The sequence below is a fragment of the Hymenobacter aranciens genome (assembly GCF_030580865.1).
Lineage (GTDB): Bacteria > Bacteroidota > Bacteroidia > Cytophagales > Hymenobacteraceae > Hymenobacter > Hymenobacter aranciens.
Genome location: NZ_JAUQSY010000002.1, coordinates 443067 through 463588 on the forward strand (window position 1 = coordinate 443067; position 20522 = coordinate 463588).

At 59.2% G+C, this 20522-nt stretch carries 19 protein-coding genes; 9 read left to right on the forward strand and 10 right to left on the reverse strand.

Annotation, left to right across the window (positions count from 1 at the left end; all coding sequences use genetic code 11):
- Positions 1–39: 39 nt before the first annotated feature.
- The 6 genes from Q5H93_RS04045 to alaS all read right to left on the reverse strand — a co-directional run bounded on the left by Q5H93_RS04045 (position 40) and on the right by alaS (position 8397).
- Complete coding sequence (locus Q5H93_RS04045; RefSeq protein WP_305005207.1) at positions 40–1164, reverse strand: TlpA disulfide reductase family protein; 1125 nt, start codon at positions 1162–1164, stop codon at positions 40–42.
- Positions 1165–1273: 109 nt separating this feature from the next.
- Entirely contained in the window at positions 1274–2728 is a 1455-nt protein-coding gene (gene gatB, locus Q5H93_RS04050; RefSeq protein WP_305005208.1) for an Asp-tRNA(Asn)/Glu-tRNA(Gln) amidotransferase subunit GatB, read from the reverse strand.
- Between the two features lie 126 nt (positions 2729–2854).
- A complete protein-coding gene (locus Q5H93_RS04055) occupies positions 2855–3679 on the reverse strand; it encodes a hypothetical protein (protein ID WP_305005209.1) in 825 nt (274 codons plus the stop codon).
- Between the two features lie 58 nt (positions 3680–3737).
- Complete coding sequence (locus Q5H93_RS04060) at positions 3738–4709, reverse strand: LIC11966 family surface protein (RefSeq protein WP_305005210.1); 972 nt, start codon at positions 4707–4709, stop codon at positions 3738–3740.
- 117 nt (positions 4710–4826) lie between these two features.
- A complete protein-coding gene (locus tag Q5H93_RS04065; protein WP_305005211.1) occupies positions 4827–5618 on the reverse strand; it encodes an energy transducer TonB in 792 nt (263 codons plus the stop codon).
- Between the two features lie 4 nt (positions 5619–5622).
- Positions 5623–8397, reverse strand: a complete 2775-nt coding sequence (gene alaS / locus Q5H93_RS04070; protein ID WP_305005212.1) for an alanine--tRNA ligase — start codon at positions 8395–8397, stop codon at positions 5623–5625.
- Positions 8398–8563: 166 nt separating this feature from the next.
- Here alaS and Q5H93_RS04075 point away from each other — a divergent pair, with 166 nt between their 5' ends.
- The 5 genes from Q5H93_RS04075 to Q5H93_RS04095 all read left to right on the forward strand — a co-directional run bounded on the left by Q5H93_RS04075 (position 8564) and on the right by Q5H93_RS04095 (position 12968).
- Positions 8564–8905 (forward strand): MerR family transcriptional regulator, encoded by a 342-nt coding sequence (locus Q5H93_RS04075; protein ID WP_305005213.1) that lies wholly within the window; start codon positions 8564–8566, stop codon positions 8903–8905.
- Between the two features lie 184 nt (positions 8906–9089).
- Positions 9090–10217, forward strand: a complete 1128-nt coding sequence (gene dprA / locus Q5H93_RS04080) for a DNA-processing protein DprA (RefSeq protein WP_305005214.1) — start codon at positions 9090–9092, stop codon at positions 10215–10217.
- Between the two features lie 27 nt (positions 10218–10244).
- The gene (locus Q5H93_RS04085; RefSeq protein ID WP_305005215.1) at positions 10245–11213 is read left to right on the forward strand and encodes a hypothetical protein; all 969 of its coding nucleotides are present in this window, start codon (positions 10245–10247) and stop codon (positions 11211–11213) included.
- Between the two features lie 4 nt (positions 11214–11217).
- The gene (locus Q5H93_RS04090; RefSeq protein ID WP_305005216.1) at positions 11218–12150 is read left to right on the forward strand and encodes a hypothetical protein; all 933 of its coding nucleotides are present in this window, start codon (positions 11218–11220) and stop codon (positions 12148–12150) included.
- A complete protein-coding gene (locus tag Q5H93_RS04095; RefSeq protein ID WP_305005217.1) occupies positions 12150–12968 on the forward strand; it encodes an aminotransferase class IV in 819 nt (272 codons plus the stop codon). Before Q5H93_RS04090 ends, Q5H93_RS04095 begins: the two co-directional genes overlap by 1 nt.
- Before the next feature lie 274 nt (positions 12969–13242).
- On the opposite strand, the gene Q5H93_RS04100 is transcribed toward Q5H93_RS04095, so the two are convergent.
- The 3 genes from Q5H93_RS04100 to Q5H93_RS04110 all read right to left on the reverse strand — a co-directional run bounded on the left by Q5H93_RS04100 (position 13243) and on the right by Q5H93_RS04110 (position 15468).
- Entirely contained in the window at positions 13243–14037 is a 795-nt protein-coding gene (locus tag Q5H93_RS04100; RefSeq protein ID WP_305005218.1) for a thymidylate synthase, read from the reverse strand.
- Positions 14038–14461: 424 nt separating this feature from the next.
- On the reverse strand, positions 14462–14860 hold the full coding sequence (locus Q5H93_RS04105; RefSeq protein ID WP_305005219.1) for a helix-turn-helix domain-containing protein: 399 nt from the start codon (positions 14858–14860) through the stop codon (positions 14462–14464).
- 350 nt (positions 14861–15210) lie between these two features.
- Entirely contained in the window at positions 15211–15468 is a 258-nt protein-coding gene (locus Q5H93_RS04110) for a hypothetical protein (protein ID WP_305005220.1), read from the reverse strand.
- Between the two features lie 222 nt (positions 15469–15690).
- Between Q5H93_RS04110 and Q5H93_RS04115 the strand changes: the two genes are divergently transcribed.
- The gene (locus Q5H93_RS04115) at positions 15691–17976 is read left to right on the forward strand and encodes an efflux RND transporter permease subunit (protein WP_305005221.1); all 2286 of its coding nucleotides are present in this window, start codon (positions 15691–15693) and stop codon (positions 17974–17976) included.
- Here Q5H93_RS04115 and Q5H93_RS04120 read toward each other — a convergent pair.
- Complete coding sequence (locus tag Q5H93_RS04120; RefSeq protein ID WP_305005222.1) at positions 17959–18444, reverse strand: SMI1/KNR4 family protein; 486 nt, start codon at positions 18442–18444, stop codon at positions 17959–17961. The two genes, Q5H93_RS04115 and Q5H93_RS04120, sit on opposite strands and share 18 nt — an antisense overlap.
- 141 nt (positions 18445–18585) lie before the next feature.
- Here Q5H93_RS04120 and Q5H93_RS04125 point away from each other — a divergent pair, with 141 nt between their 5' ends.
- From Q5H93_RS04125 to Q5H93_RS04135, 3 genes are all read left to right on the forward strand, one after another.
- Positions 18586–19419 (forward strand): oxygenase MpaB family protein, encoded by an 834-nt coding sequence (locus Q5H93_RS04125; RefSeq protein WP_305005223.1) that lies wholly within the window; start codon positions 18586–18588, stop codon positions 19417–19419.
- On the forward strand, positions 19416–19823 hold the full coding sequence (locus Q5H93_RS04130) for a ribosomal maturation YjgA family protein (RefSeq protein ID WP_305005224.1): 408 nt from the start codon (positions 19416–19418) through the stop codon (positions 19821–19823). The genes Q5H93_RS04125 and Q5H93_RS04130 overlap by 4 nt, the downstream gene beginning before the upstream one ends.
- A 135-nt stretch (positions 19824–19958) precedes the next feature.
- Positions 19959–20474 (forward strand): FKBP-type peptidyl-prolyl cis-trans isomerase, encoded by a 516-nt coding sequence (locus tag Q5H93_RS04135; RefSeq protein WP_305005225.1) that lies wholly within the window; start codon positions 19959–19961, stop codon positions 20472–20474.
- Positions 20475–20522: the final 48 nt, after the last annotated feature.

Sequence of the window (20522 nt, forward strand, 5' to 3'; positions counted from 1 at the left end):
TTGATAGCGGGCTTTTTTGTTGTCTGAAAGCTCCTCGGTTTATTTCAACACTTCCGCCAGCTTAGCGGCCAGCGCCTCGCCGCGCAGGTTTTTGGCGATGATGCGACCCTGCGGGTCGAGCAGGAAGGATTGCGGAATGGATTTCACCCCGTAGGTGGCCGCCGGGGCACTGCTCCAACCGGCCAGGTCCGACACATGGTTGGGCCAGCCGAGTTGGTCGGCCTCGATGGCCTTCACCCACTTATCCTTATCCTGGTCGAGCGACACGCTGTAGATGGTGAAGCCTTTGCCCATGTTCTTGAATTTGTTGTAGGCCGCCACCACGTTGGGGTTTTCGCGGCGACAGGGCCCGCACCAGCTGGCCCAGAAATCGACCAGCACATACTTGCCGCGCAGGCTGCTCAGCGCCAGCTTGCTGCCATCGGGCTTCACCTGATTGATGTCGGGTGCCTCGGTGCCAGGCGCGGTGGCGCGCAGCGGCTCCAAACGGGCCGACAGCTCCTTGGCAAACGGCGAGTTGGGATTAGCCTTGCGCTGAATGGTGGCAATGGAATCGGCAAATTGGAATTCCTCCTCCGGGTTCAGGAAGGCGCCCGTGGCGAAGCCGGCCGCTACCGAAGTAGCACTCTTGCGAATCAGGCTTTTTACCCGCGCATTGCTGCGCCCCTGGATGGCGTAATACTCCTTCTCGATGGTTTTCATCTCGTCGGCCTTACCGGCCTGGCCGGCGGCATTGTAGCGCTGGCCCAAGCTTTCGAGCTGGCCTTTGCTCCCCTGCAGCGTCTGGGTAAGCTGCTGGAGCAGCTCGGCGTCCTTGCTGCCCTTCACGGTGTAGGTGGTGGGCAGGCTTTTGGCGTCGCCACCCAGTTGCACGCGGGTCTTGTTGTCGAGCACCAGCAGCACCTGGTTGGCTTCGTCCACCTTCAACTGATAAATGCCGGGCGTCGGGGCCAGGCCTTTGAACGTGAACTTGCCGGCCGCGTCAGTTTTCACCGCCGCTTTTTCAACAAACTGATTAGTGGTCAGTTCCGACAAGTGTAGCTCGGTGCCGGCCGGTGCATTCTTCAGCTGGCCAGTGATTTCGTAGCCATCGGCGGCGGCGGCATTCTGGCAGGCATTGGCGACGCCGAGTACCGTGGCGGCCAGAAAAAGTGGTTTTATCATGGGATGAAGCATCGACGTAAGCGAGAGTGTGAAGGTAACGGTTTGCGGGCGTTTTATTGTTCCGCCGGAGGGAATGGCATATACAAGCCCGTCATGCTGAACATTCCGCTTACGCGTCCAGGGCAGCGCGCAGCAGTTGGTTGGCTTGCTTAGGGTCGGCTTTGCCACCGGTCAGCTTCATCAGCTCACCCATAAACATACCTGTCAGCGACTTCTTGCCGGCTTTGTACTCCGCTACCTTGGCCGGGTTGGCGGCCAGCACCTGCTGCACCAGCGCCTCCAGCTCGCCGCCGTCGGTTTTGGTGAGCAGGCCAAGGTTTTCGGCCGCGCCGGTGGCGTTGGCCGTGGGATGCTCCAGCAGGTAGGGAAACAATTGCTTGGAAGCCACCGAATAGTTAAGCTTGTCCGCGTCAATCAGCTCGATGATGCCGGCCAGTTGGGCTACGTCGAGCGGAAAATCGGCCATGGTCAGGGCGCGCTCGTTGAGGTAGGATTTCACCGGGCCCTGCACCCAGTTGGCAGCGGCTTTGGCGTTGGGTGTCAAGCGCGAAAGGTCGTCGAAATACTGCGCCACGTCCTTCTGGTCGATGAGCACCGAGGCATCGTAGTCGTTCAGCCCCAGCTCGCCGGTGAAGCGGGCGTAGAGCTGCTGCGGCAGCGCGGGTAGCTCGGCCTGCATGCGGTGCAGCCAAGCGTCGTCAATTACCAGCGGCGGCAAATCCGGCTCCGGGAAGTACCGGTAGTCGTTCATCGTTTCCTTGCTGCGCTGGCCGTTGGTGGTGCCCGTGGTGGCGTCGAAGCCACGGGTTTCGGAGTCTACTTCGCCGCCCGCTTCCAGGATAGCTACCTGCCGCTCAATCTCGTAGGCAATGGCCCGCTGCACGTTGCGGAAGGAGTTCATGTTCTTGACCTCCACCTTGGTGCCGAATTTCTCGGCCCCGTGCAGCATCACCGAGATGTTGGCGTCGCAGCGTAGCGAGCCTTCTTCCATGTTGCCGTCGCAGATGCCCAAGTATTCCACTAGCTTTTTGATTTCGAGCAGGTAGGCATAGGCTTCCTCGCCGGTTCGAATATCCGGCTCGCTCACGATTTCGATGAGCGGCACGCCGGCGCGGTTCAAATCCACAAGGGTTTCGGTTTCGCCAGCCAGGTGCGTCGATTTGCCCGCGTCTTCCTCCATGTGAATGCGGGTGACGCCGATGCGCTTGGTGTCGCCGCCCACGCGGATATCCACGTGGCCTTCGTAGCAAATCGGGGTTTTGTCCTGCGTAATCTGGTAGCCCTTCGGCAGGTCGGGGTAAAAGTAATTTTTGCGGGCAAACAGGTTGTCGCGCCGGATGTGGCAATTGGTGGCCAAGCCCATTTTCATGGCAAACTCCACCGCCGTGCGGTTTACCTTGGGCAAAGTGCCGGGGTGGCCGAGCGTAATCACGCTCAGGTTGGTGTTGGGGGCCACACCGTACTCGTTTTCATCCGACGAATACATCTTGCTGCGCGTCAGCAGCTGGGCGTGTACTTCCAGGCCGATAACGGGCTGGTATTTCTCGATTGCGGGATTTTCCATACTAGGCAACAAAGTTCGCACTTTCGCCGCAAAGTGTTTCTATCTGAAACCCCAATCCTCACAGCTGATTACTGAAACTCACTAATAATTGCTAGTCAATTCGAAATACACTTTTCAGCGTTCTACTTAATCTGCTTCTTCCAGAAACGTAGTAAGCGTCCGGCGCTCGTTTACAAGGGCGGCATCCTGCTTCATCCAGGGGTCAGAGGGCTGGCTGACCTTAATAGTCAGCGTATATAGTACGGCCACCGGCTCACCATTTACCTGCCCACTCTCTAAGAACTTTATTTTATCCAGCGCTGCAATAACCGCCTGCCCTAGTGAGGGTGAGGTTGCCTTTACCAGCGACGCTCCGCTAATATGGGCATTCTTATCGACGACGAATTTGATGTCGACGACCCCAAATTTTCCTTGCGTCGCATCGCTAGCCGACAACACCACGGCCCGCTCAATGGCCCGAATGACACCATTAGCCCCATCGGGAAAAGCGGGCAGCACCTTCTCCGTTTTGCATTCTTTTGGCTCACCCGCCACTGTGAAGCATTGCTGGCCGGTTTTCTTATCCTGGTCGAAAGTAACCTTCCGGCTAAGGGTGCCAGCAGCATCAAATAGCTGCAACTCACCCTGCCGCTGCCCGGCCACAAACTCTTGCCGGCGACGCAGCTTACCATTCTCATCGTAAGTCATTTCAACGCCGTGGCGTATGCCCTGCCCGACGTGCGCATACGGCACAATGCGGCGGATTTTGCCGGAAGGGAAATATTCCTTCATCATGCCGCTTACGCTGTCGCGCAGGGTGATTTCGGCCCGGTGGTCAGCCCCATCGGCCGATGGCAGTTGCGTACCATCGGCCGCCAGATAAATCGTGACTTTTTTTGGAGTCGTTTGCGCCGCCGCCGGAGTGGCTAGCAGACTCAGTCCCAACAGCCCCAGTGTCCAGGCCTTATTCATACAAGTTTATCGCAGCTTGCCTCCGCATTTTGAGGCTATTATTTTTTGTGGTGGTAAGCTAGTCGTTGAACACCGGAATATAAGTCGACTGAAACGTATTGGCTGCCTGATTGTAATCCTGACCAATGCGCTGGCTTTCCTTGTTGTAATACGCCGCGAAGCTGTTGAACTCCTTGGCTTCGGACTGGTCCAGGGTATTTTTCTTTTCCAGCAGCGTCTGGATGCGCACGTACTGGTTGGCCGCCAGCCCGCCATGAAAATCCACCATACGGCGGGTGGCATCGCGGTAGCGGGCATCCTTGCCCCGGAAGGCGGGCACGACAGCCAGGGCTTTTTTGGCTTCCTCGGCATCGGTCACGAGCTGTTGCCGGGCAGTTTCGAAGGCCGCCGCGTCCTGCGCCTGCATGGCGTCGCTCACGCGGGCAATGGCCTTTTCCAACCGGAACTCTGGCAGATACACCCGGTGCTGGTAGGCATTCACTTCCGATACGTCGGCGATGTATTTGTCGAGCCTATCTACCTCGGGGTCTTTGCTGATGGTCATCTTGTGGCGCCTGGCAAAACGCTTCTGGGCGGCGTCCACGCTGTCGCCCACGGCCTGCAGCTTCTTCTCGGCCGCTTCCATCATGCGGTAGTATTCCTCCATGTTTTCGTAGCTGCGGGTACGGGTCGCGGCCAGAAAATCAACCTTTTTGTAGTCATCCGAATACACTTTCAGCTGCTGATAGAGCGCTTCGGTGGCTTTGTCCTTGAAGTCGTTGTCGCCGTCGTAGGGCTTCAGCTTCGCCAGCTTGGCCAGGGATATTTCATTCTGTTTCACCACATCGAGCCGCCGGGCTTCAATCTTTTTCTCGTTGTCGCTGTGCGCCGATTTGCTGATGTAGCGCAGGTTTTTCTTCAGCAGCTCGCGCTGCTCGCCCACGATGTAGTTGTTGTATTCCACCGGGTTGGTGAACGTGGGGACGGTCTGAGCGCGGGCGGTGGCGGCGGTCAGCGCAAGGCCGAATAACAGGGTAAAGGTGTGGCGCATGGAGTGAGTGGGTTAGGCTAGACAGCATCAAATATAAACGCATCAATCAGAGTTAGGGCAGCAACTGTTGCCTTAGATCTGACTGATGCGTCTCAAAGTTTGAAAAAGCTGCTAGCCTTATTCTACCTGGAAAGTTACTGGTACAGTGAATACTACATCGACCGGCTCGCCGTCCTCTTCACCGGGGATAAGACGACCTAACGAAGCGACAGCCTGCATGACTGTTTCGTTTAGGATTGGCGAGGGCGATTTGACAATGTGAATGTGACGAATAAAGCCCGTTTCGTCTACCGTAAAAGACACTTCTACTTTTCCGCCAATCTGTTGCCGTAATGCTTCAATCGGATACTTCACCCGACGTTGAATTTGCGCAACCATCTCTTTGTAGCCACCATTCTGGAAAACCGGCATCTTCTCGGTTTTGATATCGGGGGCGGGGCGAGGTTGGCCCTCTGGCGTCAAGTATTCCGTCTTCGATTTACCGTTTGTCTCATAAGTAGTTCGGCTCCGCACCGCTCCACTGCGATAGTAAGTCAGGGCTTCGCCAACCGGCTCATACAGCTTGTATGAGCGGCGGCTTTTTATTTCGCCGGTTTCATAAAATCCCAGCTCTTCGCCGTAGCGAATACCCCGGTCAAAATGCACATAGGGAACTGTGCGACGCAATTTCCCCGACGGGTAGTAAATGCGCGCCACGCCGCCCACACTATCGCGGTAAACCAATTCTTCGCGGTGGTCGGCACTATCCGGGCTGGCAACCAGCTCTCCCTTTTTGCTCATATACAGCACGCGCTTCGCAGGCCGGGCCACGGGGGGCGTCCCGGCCTGTGCCAGCGAAACATGCGGTATCGCCGCGAAAAGGCAGACCGTCAGAGCTGCAATAGTAGCTTTCACCTTTAAGTCTTTCACCTGTTTATGCCGTAACCAACCCCTCGGCCTTGGCAATAGCCGCGCCCAGCCCGGCCACGTTCTTCCCACCAGCCGTGGCGAAGAAGGGCTGCCCGCCGCCGCCGCCCTGGATTTCCTTGGCCAGTTCGCGCACCATGGTGCTGGCGTTGAGCTTGCCGGCTTTGGCAATCTCGTCGTCCAGCATCACGGCCAACTGCGGCTTGCCATCGATGTCGGCCCCGAGCACCAGCACGAGGTTGGGCACGGCCTGGCGCAGGTTGAAAGCCAGCGTTTTCAGCGACTCGGCCGAGCTGGCCTGCACCTGGGCGGCCAGAAAATTCACGCCGTTCAGCTTCTTCACCTGGCCTACCAGCTGGTCCTTTTGCTGATTGATGCTTTGCTGGGCAAATTGCTCGATTTGCTTGCGCAGGGCGGCAATTTCTTCGTTTTGCTTCTCAATGCTGGGCAGCAGGTGCTGGGGGTTGCCGAGGGTTTCGCGCACCTGGGCCAGCAGGTCGAGTTGCTGGTCGACGTAGGCTTCGGCGGCGGCGGCCGTCACGGCCTCGATGCGGCGCACGCCGGCGCCCACGGCGCTTTCGCTGGTAATTTTGAAGTAGCCGATGCTGCCCGTATTGGACACGTGCAGGCCGCCGCACAGCTCCACCGAGTAGTCCTTGTCGAAGGTGATGACGCGCACGAAGTCGCCGTATTTTTCACCGAATAGGGCCATCGCGCCCAGGTTTTTGGCCTCGGCAATGGGCACGTTGCGACGCTCATCCAGCGGAATTTGCTGGCGGATGCGCTCATTCACCAGCTGCTCGATTTCGCGCAGCTGCTCGTCGCTCACCTTCGTGAAGTGCGAGAAGTCGAAGCGTAACAGCTTCTCATTCACCAGCGAGCCTTTCTGCTGCACGTGGCCGCCCAGCACCTGGCGCAGCGCGGCTTGCAGCAAGTGGGTGGCCGTGTGGTTGTTGCGAATGAGGGCGCGGCGGGCGGCATCGGGCCGGGCCAGGAAGGTCTCGGTGAGCTCCTGCGGCAGCTCCAGCGTGGTGTGGACGATGAGGTCGTTTTCCTTTTTCGTGTCGATGACGCGCACCTTGCTCAGCGGCGACTCCAGGTAGCCGGTGTCGCCGATTTGCCCGCCGCTTTCGGCGTAAAAGGGCGTCTGGTCGAGCACCAGCTGGTACTCGGTTTTGCCCTTTTTGTCGATTTTGCGGTAGCGCAGCAGGCGGGCCGTGGCCTCATCCTGGTCGTAGCCCACGAACACGTTCGGGGCGTCGTGCTCGGTCACGTTCACCCAGTCGCTCTGCTCGGTTTCCTGGGCGTTGCGGCTGCGGCTTTTCTGCTGCTCCAGCTCCTTTTTGAAGCCTTCCTCGTCCACGCTTAAGCCCTTTTCGCGGGCAATGAGAGCGGTGAGGTCCAGCGGGAAGCCGAAGGTATCGCTGAGCTCGAAGGCGGTTTTGCCGTCGATAACGCCGCCGTTGGCGCGCACACTTTCTTCCAGTGCGTCGAGGCGGCGCAGGCCGGTTTCCAGCGTTTTGAGGAAGGCAATTTCCTCCTCCTCAATTACGCGCTGCACGAAGGCCTGCTGGGCTTTCAGCTCGGGGAAAATCCCGGCCATCTGCTCGGCCAGCACGGGCACGATTTTGTAGAGGAAGGGCTGCTTCTGGCCCAGGCTCGAAAAGGCGTAGCGCACGGCCCGGCGCAGGATGCGGCGAATCACGTAGCCAGCCTTCACATTGCTCGGCAGCTGGCCGTCGGCAATGGTGAAGGCGATGGTGCGGATATGGTCGGCGATGACGCGCACGGCGATATCCGTCTTCTCGTTTTCGGTGGCCGGCTGGTCGGTTACTTTGGCGGGAGCGGTGCCGTGGTACTGCACGCCGCACTCCCTGGCAATGAACTGAATGAGCGGCTGAAACACGTCGGTGTCGTAGTTCGACTTCACGCCCGACACGGCCATCATCAGGCGCTCGAAGCCCATGCCGGTGTCCACGCTTTTAGCAGGCAAAGACACGAGATGAGTATTTTCTTCCAGAGCTTTTGCTACAACTTTCTTCCGTTCTTCTTCCGAACCACGGAAGCCTTCCTTCGCAGCAAGAAAGCTTTTCTGAGCGGCTTCACCTTTCCACTTCCGTTCAAACTCCATGAACACGTTGTTCCACACTTCCACCACCTGCGGGTGGTCGGCGTTCACCAGCTCGTGGCCGGGGGTGGCGGCACGCTCGGCGTTGTCGCGCAGGTCGATGTGGATTTCGGTGCAGGGGCCGCAGGGGCCGGTGTCGCCCATTTCCCAGAAGTTGTCTTTTTTGTTGCCGGGCAGGATGCGGTCGTCGGTGGTGTATTGGCGCCAGAGGTTCTGCGTCTCGCTATCGGCGGCGGTGCCGTCGGCTTTATCTCCTTCGAAATAGGTGACGTAGAGCCGGTCTTTCTCCAGCTTAAATACTTCCGTGAGCAATTCCCAGGCCCAGGCAATGGCGTCCTTTTTGAAATAGTCCCCAAACGACCAGTTGCCAAGCATCTCGAACATGGTGTGATGATAGGTGTCGTAGCCTACTTCTTCGAGGTCGTTGTGCTTGCCGCTCACGCGCAGGCACTTCTGGGTGTCGGCGATGCGCTTGTAGGGCGCGGGCTTGTTGCCGAGGAAATAATCTTTGAACGGGGCCATGCCGCTGTTGATAAACAGCAGCGTGGGGTCGTCTTTCACCACGATGGGCGCCGAGGGCACGATGTGGTGGCCTTTGGAAGCGAAGAAATCGAGAAACTGCTGGCGAACGTGGCTGGCGGTAGGGAGCGACATAACGAGGAAAAAGGCCGAACGCGGATTTTTGGGTACTTTTCGGCGGAATTGCAAAGGTAGCCTGCCAAGATGTAGTGCGAACTTGGCAGTTCACGTATTTGCTCGCTTTTTTGCGATTATTCTTCGAGGGCACAGTGGCTAAGAGCCACGCCACTATCTTATCTATATGCCTTATAAAGAGCGCAGCATCGAAAAACAGTACTTCACCATCGGCGAGGTAGCCGCTCAGTTCAACGTGGCCGAGTCGCTGATTCGGTTCTGGGAAACCGAGTTTGAGGACCTGCGCCCGCGCCGCAGCAAGAAGGGCAACCGCCTCTTCACGCCGCAGGATGTGGAGGTGTTTCGCACCATTTACCACTTGGTGAAGGAGCGCGGCTACACCATCCCCGGCGCCCGGGAGATGCTGAAAAGCAAAGGCGGGCAGTTGAAAGACAAGGTCGAGGTCATTCAGAGTATTGAGAAGGTGCGGGCCTTTCTGGTGAGCTTGAAGAAGGAACTGGATGGATAAATCTGGCGCGAGTTTAGGCGCAGCCGTAACTCGTGCCGACCATTCGGGCGAGGCTGCGCCTCGCAACAAAACGATTTGCCACCTAATCTATTTCCGCATTGCTGCTTTGCAGCACGGGAGGCTTAGCCTCCCGGTATAGTCGGCACGAGTTACGGCTGCGCCTAAACTCGCGCCAGTTTTAATTATGGCCGATGACACTCTCTTCCACGAACTCGCTCTGACGCTGCTACCCGGCGTCGGCCCGCAGCTGACGCGGCAGTTGATGAGCTACGGCGGCTCGGCCAAAAACGTGCTGATGATGCCGCCCGGCAAGCTGCGCCGCATTCCCGGCGTGGGCGAGGTAACGGTGAAAAACCTTACCGGGCCGGAGCGGGAAAAGGCCCTACGCAAAGCCGAAGCCGACCTGAAAAAGGCCGAAAAGGACGGCGTCGAAATCCTCTTCTACACCAGCAAGCGCTTCCCCAGCCGCCTCAAGCTCATCGCCGACGCGCCCGTCATTCTCTACTACCAGGGCACGGCCGACCTCAACGCTCCCAAAACCGTAGCCCTGGTGGGCACCCGCCAGGCTACCGACTACGGCCGCGAGCAAACCGAGCGAATTGTTAAAGGCCTGGTGCCGCACCAGCCGCTGGTAGTGAGCGGCCTGGCCTACGGCATCGACATTATGGCACACCGCGCGGCCCTGCAGGAAGGCCTTGATACGGTGGGCGTGATGGCTACCGGGCTCGACATTATCTACCCCGCCGCCCACCGCAAAACGGCCGAAAAGATGCGCGAGCAGGGCGGTTTGCTCACCGAATTTCCTTTCGGCACTGCGCCCGACCGCTACAACTTCCCGGCCCGTAACCGCATCATCGCGGGCCTTTCGGATGGCACGGTGGTGGTGGAAGCCGCCATCAAGGGCGGGGCGCTGATAACCGCCGAGCTGGCCCTGAGCTACGACCGCGACGTGCTGGCTGTGCCCGGCAACCTGGGCTCGGCCGCTTCGGAAGGCTGCAACGCGCTTATCAAGAGCAATAAGGCGGCGCTATACCAGGAGCCGGCCGACCTGGAGCAGCTCCTGAACTGGGATGCGGCACTGCACCAGTCGGGCAAATTCAAGCCCGCTCCCTCCTACTCGGCCGATGATTTTGCGCCCGAGGAATTCAGCCTCATCACGGTGCTGGCCGCCGCGCCCGGCCGCGAGTTGCACATGGATGACCTGGCCTGGCAGGCGCAACTGCCCATTCACGCCGTGGCCTCACTGCTACTGGGGTTGGAGTTTCGAGGAGTTATCCGGGCAATACCGGGGAAGAAGTTTGCGTTGGTGTAATTATTCGCAATAGCATACGGACAGCTTATGACCAAGCGCAACCGATGGCTGACAGCAGGCCTTTTGCTAATTGGGGCAGGTGGAGTGGCGGCGGTGGCGCATAGCCGGCAACAGGCAGCTATGTGGATGCAGTTTGAGCAACTGGACCGGTCCATTACCAGGCGTAACCAAGAAGCAGCCCGGCAGGCGGCCAACACCGTCCGCCAAATTCGTAATGCTGTTTGCCAGAACAAAAATATGGCGCGTGATATGGTCATATTACGACAGAGCGAGTTAATTCTAACGCGTACCCAGATAGTTATTGACAGCATCCAGCGGGTGCGCCAGCAATTGCTGGCAGCAACAGACAATTTACATGGAGAGGAGTTGCGGCACCCTGATGCTGCGGGAGCCGTGGCGGAACTATTACGCAACGGGACAGCAAAGCGGCTCCAACAGCAGCTGGACAGCTACGTCACCTTTATTAAAGATTTTGTACCCGACGCCGCTTCGCCAACTCAGCCGCTGCCGGGCTGGCAGAAGCCGGGAAGGAATGATAACTGGTTTGGCCGCTTCTATTTTGAGAACACCTCAACGGCGGCGGCGCTGGCTAATCTTACGCGCTTCGAGGCAATGCTGCGGCAGTATGAAAGCGACGCTTTGCAAGTGCTAGCTGCGAAAGTAGGTAGTAGTTGGATGGTATTTGACAAGATAGGCGCAGTGGCCGTTCCGGCCGCTGCGACAGTGCCTCCCGGCGCAATGTATCACGCCAAGCTAATGTTGGCCACCGCCGCTCATGGAATACGCTTCCAGTCCGTGCGGGCCAATGGGCAGGAGGGCACCATCAATCAGATGACTGGCCAGGGTTTCATTAGCTTCCGGGTGCCGGCCTGGCAACCGGGGCAGCCCGATACGGTGCGGGCGCAATGGCAGGGTGAGCTTACGACAAAAGGCCAGGGCTGCGGGAGCGATACTACCTGGCGTCTGACGGTCCCGTACTTGATTGTAAAGCCGTAGTGGCATGAATAAGCTAGTGAAAATACTAGGGGCAAGCCTGCTCACAGCTGGCATGGCCGGATATGCTTATCAGGAGTACCACAGCCGGCAGGTCGTGCAATGGGCGCAATTGCAAGCCCTCGACGATACGCTGGCGGGTCCGAATGAGCAGGCGTATAAAGCCAATGAATATACCCTGCGTGACATGCAGGCTACGGTGGAAGACAACCATAAGCAAGCGCGGGAAATCGCGCTGCTGAGTGCGGCGCGGCAAGTACATGCCCGTACCCGGGAGTTGCTGGATACACTCTGGTGGTACCGGGAGCGGCTGATGCGGCAAACTGGCAACCAGAACGCTGTAAATGGATGGCGACACCCGGCGACTGAGGTAACGCTGGCTGCTCCTCGAGACAACGAGCAACAGCCATCCATTCAGGGCCAGCTTGGTGCTTATGCCCGTTATATTCAAGCATTGCAAATACGTTACCCGGCTGATTCGCTTCGCCCGCTACCACCCGGCATGCCCGAACAGTGGTCAGCACCGCTTCTGTACGATAAGCAGCCCGTTGGGCTAGTTCTAGCTGCTATCAGACAGGCAGAAGCTGATGCGTTGACCTACGAAGCCGCAGCCCTGGCATGGCTGAGCCAGCCACTCGAGGGGCGCCGGATTCCGCGCAAGCTGATTGCCGTAGCCACAGCTAAGGCCAACGCAGTAGCGCCCGGGGACACATATAAGGCCCAAATCTATTTAGTTAATCAACTGTACGGCGCTAGGTTTTCGATGAGTTGCAACGGGCAGCCGATTGCCGTAGCGTCTAACGGAATGGGCGAGGTGCGCTTTCGGACCCCGGTAAATATTGGGGCGGCGGCATGGTGGCTGGGCACAGTTCGGGTACGATATCAGGGGCGCGACTCTACTTTTGAAGTGCGTGTCCCCTACCACGTAGCCCGCCCCTGATGCTGCTCCACAACGGCCACCTGCTGCTTGGCACCGCCCTGCCCCTCCCCAACCGCGGCCTACAGTTCGGCGACGGCTTCTTCGAAACCCTGATTTTCGCTGACGGTCGCCTGCGCTACGCTGCCGAACACCTGGCCCGCATGCAGCAGGCCGCCACCGCGCTGTATCTGATGCTGCCTGCCGCCCTCGCCACCGCCGAGGCCCTGGAAACTACCCTCGCCCAACTAGCCGGCGCCAACCACCTCCCGGCTGCCCGCCTGCGCCTGCAGCTCTGGCGGAGCGGCGGCGGCCGCTACCTGCCCGAAACCGACGCCACCGACTGGCTGGCCACCGCCGCGCCCTTCGTGCCCGACGAAACGTCCATCGCCTGCGCCGATTTTGCCCTTGACACGCAGGCCTTGCCCTCGCCGCTCAGCTTCTGCAAGGGGCCGCAGGCCTGGCTCTACGTGCGGGCGGCGCGGGAGCGGCAGCAGCGCGGGCTCGATGAAATCATTCTCTGCGACGCGGCCGGGCACGTGGCGGAGGCGGGTGCGGCGGCGATTTTCTGGGTGAAGGACGGCGTGTTATTCACTCCTTCATTGGCTACGGGCTGCGTGTCGGGTGTGCGCCGGGCGGTGCTGCTGCGGGCGGCGCGGGCCGCCGGCGTGGCGTGCCGGGAGGGGCTGTTTGGGCGCGAGGAATTGCTGGCGGCCGAGGCTGTTTTTACGGCTAATGTGGCGGCGGTGCGGATGGTACGGCAGATTGGCAAAACAGCTTTTATAGATGAGCCAAAATTCGTAGAACTATGTTCAAAACAATTTTTTGAATCCTACAAATAAAGTAACAAGTACTATACAAGCACAAGTTAAGGCACCTACGGCAGCAATAACATTTAATAATCCGGCCCGCCAGACAATGCTTAGTTCTTCCAGCGAATGTTGTCGCCATATTTGGCGAAACGGCACCCGACCGCGTTTAAGTAGCCATAGCAATAGTAATCCTACAGGAGCCAGAATACACTGTACAGCAATGAAAAATATAGCTTCAAGCGTGGCGCTGATTATTTCTGCTATCATACCTATTGCAAGACAAGTTATTACAGCCTAGTTGTCATTAAACCGCCACCGGCGCCTTGATGGCGGGCCAGGGTTCGTAGTTCAGCAGCTCAAAATCCTCGTAGCGGAAGTTGAAAATATCCGTCACCGCCGGGTTGATGCGCATGTGGGGCAGTGGGCGGGGGGTGCGGGTGAGCTGGAGCTCGGCTTGTTCGAGGTGGTTGCTGTAGAGGTGGGTGTCGCCGCCGGTCCAGATGAATTCGCCGAGCTGCAAGCCCACTACCTGGGCTACCATGATGGTGAGCAGGGCGTAGCTGGCGATGTTGAAGGGCACGCCGAGGAAGACGTCGGCCGAGCGCTGGTAGAGCTGGCAGGAGAGCTTGCCATCGGCCACATAGAACTGGAATAGCGCGTGGCAGGGCTGCAATTTCATGTCGGGCAGCTCGGCCACGTTCCAGGCGCTTACGAGGATGCGGCGCGAATCAGGCTGCGTGCGGAGCTGCTGGATTATCTGGCTTATTTGGTCGATGTGGCCGCCGCGGCCGTCGGGCCAGGAGCGCCACTGGTGGCCGTAGACGGGGCCGAGGTTACCCTCAGCGTCGGCCCACTCGTCCCAGATTTTTACGCCGTGCTCCTTGAGGTAGGCAATGTTGGTATCGCCCTGCAGAAACCACAGCAGCTCGTGAATGATGCTCCTGAGATGCACCTTCTTGGTGGTGACGAGCGGGAAGCCTTCGGCCAAATCGAACCGCATTTGGTAGCCGAATACGGAGAGCGTGCCGGTGCCGGTGCGGTCGGTTTTGCGGGCGCCGGTGGCGAGGATGTGGCGGAGAAGGGCTTGGTACTGCTGCATGGGGCGGGGCTGGAATTTTCGGCCTACAAAAGTAAAGCGCCCTTCGTTTGCTGGGCCGGGGCTGGGCATCGCCAAAACTTTTTTGCGGGCTCGCGTGTATATTTGCCCGTAAGAAATAAGGGACTGAGCCGCTGGCCCAGCCCCTTACCGGAACTACCGGAGCAATTGCGAGATGAGCAGCAGGCCTAAGCCCTTTGCCACACCTTTCAAGAACTCCAGCAAGAGCGGGAGAGCCGCCTTGCGTAGTAGTTTCTTCGCGCTGTCCTTATTCATGTTGCTTGAAGTAAGGGTTGCACAAAACCCCGCTTCAGAACCCTCGGTTGCGTCAACAGCCGGGGGTTCGCCTTTTTAGGGGCAACCGCAGGCCGGGGACTATCCACGCGTGGGGCGAAGATACGCGCCGGTACACACTTGTTTCGTGGCTTTAGGCGGCTGGCGCGGGCTCGCCGGTGAGCAATGGAAGCAGCCAGTCTTCGCCAGCGCGGGTGTAGCGGTAGTAGCGGTGGCGGCCCACTTTTTCATACACTACGTAGCCGGGCGGGAGCAGCAGGGCCATGGCGGCCACCACGGTTTGGCGGCTGAGGGCCAGCTCGTCGGCGAGCTGCACGGAGGTGCGGCGGGGGTGCGGGGCCAGCGCCAGGCACAGCCGGGCCAGGGTGAGGCGGCGGTTGCTGAGGCGCACGCCGAGGCGGCGCAGCTCGGCATCGAGGCGCTGCAGGATGGCTTCGCGGTCCTGGCGCGGGGGCACGTAGGGCGGAGGGTCGTCGCGGGTGGCGACGTGGCGGGCGAACTGCGTGACGAGCGGGTCGGGAATGGGTTCCATGCGTAACAGGGAAAGAAGTTACGGTGATGCGTTAAGGAGTATGGTTAATACCGGGAGGGGGTTTTGTGATACCGGGAGTTGGAGTGGTAGTGTGCCACAGGGTAAATATAGTGCGGCTGGTTGATTAAATAGTACCTCTGAGAGTTTTTGCAATACCTGGAGTTGAAGAGGTGAAACGTGTAGTAGTTAGAATTATGCGGCTGAGAGAATAAATAATGCGTTAAGGAGGATGAGTAAGGCGTTAAGGAGAAGGATTGATACGCGTAGTTGGGGATTACTAGCGGGGCAAAGAAAAAGCCACTCCCTTCCGGGAGCGGCTTTTCTAATTATCCGAAAAATCGGGAAGTTGCTTACAGCGCTTTGGCAGCCGGGGCGGCGGCGGGAGCCGTGGTAGCAGCGGCGGCTTTGGCGCCTTTTTTCATGCAGCAGCTGGGGGTGCTGCTGAGGCCGGCAGCCTCGCCACCGCAATGCGACTTGGCTTTGGCTTCGGTCGAGCAGGCTTCTTTCTTCTTGCCTTTTTTGCCGTCTTTGTCGTTGCCGCCGTCGTGGGCGAAAGCAGTGGTGCCGGTGAAGGCCAGCAGGGCCAGGGCGAGCAGGGTCTTTTTCATGCGGATTGGAATGAGAAGAGGAGGAAACAAAAGACGAAAAACAGCGGTTGGACCGCTTGTGGGCCCTAAGGTACAAAGGGGCGGTTAAAGTTCAACGGGCCCGGTGGTGGGCCCGGAGCAATTCCGGCAGTATGGAGACTGCACCCGTACTTCGGCCTGCAGTCACGGTCGCTGCGTTCCCTTAAGACTGCGGCCAGTAGTGGCTGCATTAGCTTTCCCTGCATGTCTCTTCGACGCATTGCTACCCTGGTGCTGCTGGCGCTGGCGCTCCTCTCTGGCCTGAGTGCCTGGTACGTGGCCCAGCTGCGGTTCAACTACAACTTTAATGACTTCTACCCCGCCGGCGACCCCGACCTGAGCTACTATCAGGACTACACCCGGCGCTTCGGCTACGACAACGACTACCTGCTGCTGGGCGTGGAAGCCGCACCGGGCCGCACCGTGTTCGAGCCCAATTTTCTGCGCCGCATCGACTCGCTGACGCGGCTGGCGCGGGGGCTGCGGCACGTGCGCAGCGTCACCTCCCCTACCACGCTGGCCAACCCGGTGGTGGAGGGCCTGGGGTTCTTCAGCCTCCCCTACCTGCACCCCGACGAGCCCGCGCGCCGCGCCGCCGACTCGACGCTCATCTACCGCACGCCGGGCTTGGTGGGCAACGTGTTCAGCCCCGATGCGCGGGCCGTGACGCTAGTGCTGGAAACCACCGCTAACCTCGAAAAGCCGCAGGGCGACTCGCTGCTGGCCGGGCTACGCGCCGGCCTGGCCCGCCAGGGCTTGCCCGAGGCGCGGGTGCACTTTGCGGGGCGGCTCATCGCACAATCGGTGTTTGTAGAGCGGCTGCAGTGGGAAGTGGTGCTGTTTATGAGCATCTCGCTGGTGCTGGTGACGGCGCTGCTGTGGCTCACGTTTCGGACGTGGTGGGGCGTGGTGCTGCCGCTGGTGGTGGTGCTGGGCACCATCATCTGGGGGCTGGGGCTGATGAGTGCCTGCGGCGTGAACATCGATTTGATGACGGCGCTGCTGCCGGTGATGATGTTCGTGGTGGGCACTTCCGACACGGTGCACATCATCTCGCGCTACGTGAGCGAACTGGGCTACGGCGCCAGCAAGCGCGATGCGCTGCGCATCACGCTCAAGGAGTCGGGGTTTGGCTCGGGGCTGTCAGCGCTGACGACCAGCTTGGGCTTTTTCACTTTGATGACCAGCAATATCCGGCCGATTTATAACTTCGGACTGTTCACCGGCATTGCGGTTATTCTGGCGTTTATTCTGAGTTTTACGCTGCTGCCGGCCATGCTGGTGCTGCTGCGCAAGCCCCAGCTGCGCGAGCCGCGCCGCCAGGGCCACAGCTGGGACGGGGTGCTGGGGCGGCTGTTTCGCACGGTGCTGCTTAGGCGGCGTTGGGTGTTCGGCATCAGCGCCCTGGTGATAGTAACGGCCATCGGCTACGCCACCCAGATTCGCATCAACTCCTCGATGCTCGACGACCTGGCCAAGGACGACCCGGTGCGGCTGGATTTCCAGTTTTTCGAGCGGCAGTTTGCCGGCGTGCGGCCGTTTGAGCTGGAATTGAAGCCCCAGGGCGGGCGCGACATCTACGACCTGGCCGTGCTGCGGCAGACTGAAAAGATTGAAACCTACCTGCGCGACACCTACGGCCTGCGCTTCGCGGCCTCGCCCGTGACGCTGGTGAAATCCGTGCGCAAGGCCCTGAATGGCGGTGGCCTGGCCGAATTCCGCTTGCCCGCCGACTCGGCCGAGCTGGCCCGGCTGCGCAGCAAGCTCCGGCTCTTCCGCAAGAAGCCCGAGTTCAAGGCCCTGGCCCTGGCGGACGGCTCGGCCGGCCGCCTCACCGGCCGCATGACCGACGTGGGCAGCATCCGCGCCGGGCGGCTCAATGCCGACCTGCAGCGCTTCCTGCGCACCCACCTCGACAGCACCGTGCTGCGCACCCGCCTGACGGGCTCGGCCAACCTCATCGACAAAAACAACGAAAGCCTCACGCTGAACATGATAACCGGCATGAGCATCGACATCGTGATGGTGACGCTGATTGTGCTGGCGCTGTTCAAATCGGTGCGCATGACCATCATCGTGCTTATCCCGAACCTGGTGCCCATCCTCATCGTGGCCGGCGTGATGGGCTTCTGCGACGTGGATATGGAAGTGGGCACGAGCATCATCTTCACCATTGCCTTCGGCATCGCGGTGGATGACACCATTCACTTCATCAGCAAATTACGATTGACGCTGGGGCATGAGCCTAATTTATTCAAGGCTGTGAAGCGCACGTATCTGCTGGCGGGCAAGGCGGTTATCGTCACCTCGCTCATCCTGGTGGGCGGGTTTGCCACGCTGCTGTTTTCGTCGTTCGACGGCACGTTTTACGTGGGGCTGCTGATTGGGCTTACGCTGCTGTTTGGCGTGGTGGCCGAGCTGACGCTGCTGCCGCTGCTGATTTTGTATTTCTACAAGCACAATCCCAAGGAATTAGTCAAGCCGGCGTAGTTCCAGCTCTTTTTCCTCGTGCCAATCGTACAAGCCACCGTTGCCGAAAACGCCCCCAGCCAGATACCGGGTCAGAAACTCCTCAATGGAGTGAGTCAGCACCAAAGGGCTGCCGCTGCGGTGCCCGGCATTTACAATACGGTAGGAGGTTTCAGCCTCGGGAGTCAGTTCCACTTCCCACCAATCGCAATACAGCATGTATTCGGCCAGCACGAAGCGACTACCCCGTTGGCCTTTACCGTATTGGACAAGCTCCATGGTTGCCTCGGTTAAGGACAATACTTGAAACTGGTCCTCCTTGTCGGGACCGAAGCCGTTGCAGAATCGATAGAGTTCTTTCAAGTCGGCGGGCAGCTTTAGCTGACAGATATTTTCGAAAATGCCGATGCTGGCCCCTGTTGTAGGAATGTATAAGTCCGTACCAGTCTCAATCAACTCGTCCAGCAGCTTTTCTAAAAAGTCTTGCAATTCGAAGGGGCTTTTTTTGCTTTCCGACGAAAGGTAGTCAGCGCCTGCCAACAAGCCCTCTCTCACTCCTATTCCGGTTGCCAGCCAGTGTAGAACGAAATTTGCCCTTAACTTTGCATTTCAAAGTTCTTCGCAAGCGCCATGAAATATTTCGTCCACCCCACGTCCATCGTCCGCCGCATCTGGGGCTCGGCCGACACGACGCTATTCATCTTTGCCGGCGCGGCGGCCGAGTTCGCGCTCAACAAGGCCGTGGACTGGCTCTACTTCACCGGCCGCCTGCCGGCCGACCCGCTGGGCCGGCTCTTCTCTACAGTGGACTACGCGCGGCGCATCGTGTTTGCCGACCGGGCCGGGGCCGAGAAAGCCATCGACAGCATGGCCGCCATCCACGCGGCGGTGGAAGCCAGGCGCGGCCGGCCCATTCCCGCCTGGGCGTACCGCGACGTGCTGTTTATGCTCATTGCCTATTCCATCCGCGCCTTCGAGCTGCTGGAGCGCCCCCTGACGCCCGCCGAAAAAGAGGAAATAACCGACGTATTCTGCCGCGTAGGGCGGCGCATGGGTATCCCCGACGTGCCGACGAGTTATAGCAGCTGGCAGGCAGCCCGCGCTCAGCATCTAAGCCACAATCTGGAAGCCAGCACCTTTACTACTGACTTATATGCGCAGTATCGCAAGCACCTGGGTGGAGTGCGCTACACTTTGCTACGCGAGGTACAGGGGCTGCTGGTACCGCCCGTGGTGCGCGAGCTGCTGCAACTACCAAGCGGCAGGGGCCTGCGCCTGGCCGTCGCGGCGTACAGCCACACCAAAAACTGGCCGCCCAGCCAATGGGCCAAAAGCGCCCTGCTCCCGGCTGATTACCGGGCCCGAATTCAGGCGCTGGAGGTGATGCCGGAACCGCACCCGGCACGCTCCTGCCCATTCACCGGCAGACGCAAGCTGGTTACCCAGACTATTGTTAGTCAATGAGTCGGTGGCGTTGGATATACCTGGCGGTGGCGGGACTACTGCTTGGCATAGAACTTTTTATCGGGCTGTTTGTGCGCGATGCCTGGCTGCGGCCGTACGGCGGCGATGTGCTGGCCACCATCTTTGTTTACTGCCTGCTGCGGGGTCTGACGGGCGGTACGATGGGCCGCTCATTGCTGCTGGCACTGCTGATTTCGTACGGCATTGAGCTGGGGCAGTATCTGCGGCTGGTTGAGCACTTGGGCCCAGGCAACTATCGGTTGGTTCGGATAGTGTTGGGGAGTACATTTACGTGGAGTGATATGCTGGCTTATACCATTGGTGCTGGGATAGTTTTGATAGTTGAAGCCCTGCTTGGAAGCAATTATCGACAGCGGCAGGAACGACACAATATTTACTTCTAAATCAGCACCGACCGGATGCACTTTGCGGGTAATTCCCGCCAACCATGTGCTTTATTGCACCAGCCGTTCCCTGCAGCAAAAGCCAAAACGGTCCAGAGCAGTTGGTATCAGTTATTTTTACGAAAAATCCCCTCCATGAAATTTTCTTTTTCTGTTACGGCGCGGCAGTTTGCCTTCGCTACACTACTGGTTTTTAGCGGCCTGCTCACCACTGCTTGCAGCGATGACTCAGCTCAAACTACGCCCGACAACAGCGCCGCCGATGAAGCTACCATCAAAGCGTATCTCACTGCCAATAACATCACTACCGCCCAGCGGCAGGCTTCGGGCCTCTACTACGTGCCCGTGCTGGCCAACCCCAGCGGCGTACAGGCCACGGCTGGCAAAACCGTTTCGGTGCTCTATACCGGCCTTCTGATGAACGGTTCGGTATTCGATGCTTCATCGCGTCATGGCAATGTGCCCATTGAGTTTGTGCTGGGCACTGGCCGCGTTATTGCCGGCTGGGACCAGGGCATCGCGCTGATGCGTAAGGGCGAAAAAGGCACTCTGCTTATTCCTTCGGCGCTAGGCTACGGCAACCAGGGTAGCAGCTCCATCCCGGCCAATTCAGTATTGCGGTTCGAAGTGGAGCTGGTGGATGTGAAGTAGAAATCCACTGTCTGACAAGCAACAAGAAAGCCCGGTCCGTGTAGGCCG

Bases quoted from the DNA above. Each gene is read 5' to 3' on its own strand.
- Q5H93_RS04075 (WP_305005213.1), top strand. From the start codon at position 8,564: ATGCCTTATAAAGAGCGCAGCATCGAAAAACAGTACTTCACCATCGGC.
- Q5H93_RS04095 (WP_305005217.1), top strand. From the start codon at position 12,150: ATGCTGCTCCACAACGGCCACCTGCTGCTTGGCACCGCCCTGCCCCTC.
- Q5H93_RS04085 (WP_305005215.1), top strand. From the start codon at position 10,245: ATGACCAAGCGCAACCGATGGCTGACAGCAGGCCTTTTGCTAATTGGG.
- Q5H93_RS04125 (WP_305005223.1), top strand. From the start codon at position 18,586: ATGAAATATTTCGTCCACCCCACGTCCATCGTCCGCCGCATCTGGGGC.
- Q5H93_RS04135 (WP_305005225.1), top strand. From the start codon at position 19,959: ATGAAATTTTCTTTTTCTGTTACGGCGCGGCAGTTTGCCTTCGCTACA.
- Q5H93_RS04055 (WP_305005209.1), bottom strand. From the start codon at position 3,679: ATGAATAAGGCCTGGACACTGGGGCTGTTGGGACTGAGTCTGCTAGCC.
- Q5H93_RS04115 (WP_305005221.1), top strand. From the start codon at position 15,691: ATGTCTCTTCGACGCATTGCTACCCTGGTGCTGCTGGCGCTGGCGCTC.
- alaS (WP_305005212.1), bottom strand. From the start codon at position 8,397: ATGTCGCTCCCTACCGCCAGCCACGTTCGCCAGCAGTTTCTCGATTTC.
- dprA (WP_305005214.1), top strand. From the start codon at position 9,090: ATGGCCGATGACACTCTCTTCCACGAACTCGCTCTGACGCTGCTACCC.
- Q5H93_RS04045 (WP_305005207.1), bottom strand. From the start codon at position 1,164: ATGATAAAACCACTTTTTCTGGCCGCCACGGTACTCGGCGTCGCCAAT.
- Q5H93_RS04100 (WP_305005218.1), bottom strand. From the start codon at position 14,037: ATGCAGCAGTACCAAGCCCTTCTCCGCCACATCCTCGCCACCGGCGCC.
- Q5H93_RS04105 (WP_305005219.1), bottom strand. From the start codon at position 14,860: ATGGAACCCATTCCCGACCCGCTCGTCACGCAGTTCGCCCGCCACGTC.
- Q5H93_RS04090 (WP_305005216.1), top strand. From the start codon at position 11,218: ATGAATAAGCTAGTGAAAATACTAGGGGCAAGCCTGCTCACAGCTGGC.
- Q5H93_RS04130 (WP_305005224.1), top strand. From the start codon at position 19,416: ATGAGTCGGTGGCGTTGGATATACCTGGCGGTGGCGGGACTACTGCTT.
- Q5H93_RS04110 (WP_305005220.1), bottom strand. From the start codon at position 15,468: ATGAAAAAGACCCTGCTCGCCCTGGCCCTGCTGGCCTTCACCGGCACC.
- Q5H93_RS04060 (WP_305005210.1), bottom strand. From the start codon at position 4,709: ATGCGCCACACCTTTACCCTGTTATTCGGCCTTGCGCTGACCGCCGCC.
- gatB (WP_305005208.1), bottom strand. From the start codon at position 2,728: ATGGAAAATCCCGCAATCGAGAAATACCAGCCCGTTATCGGCCTGGAA.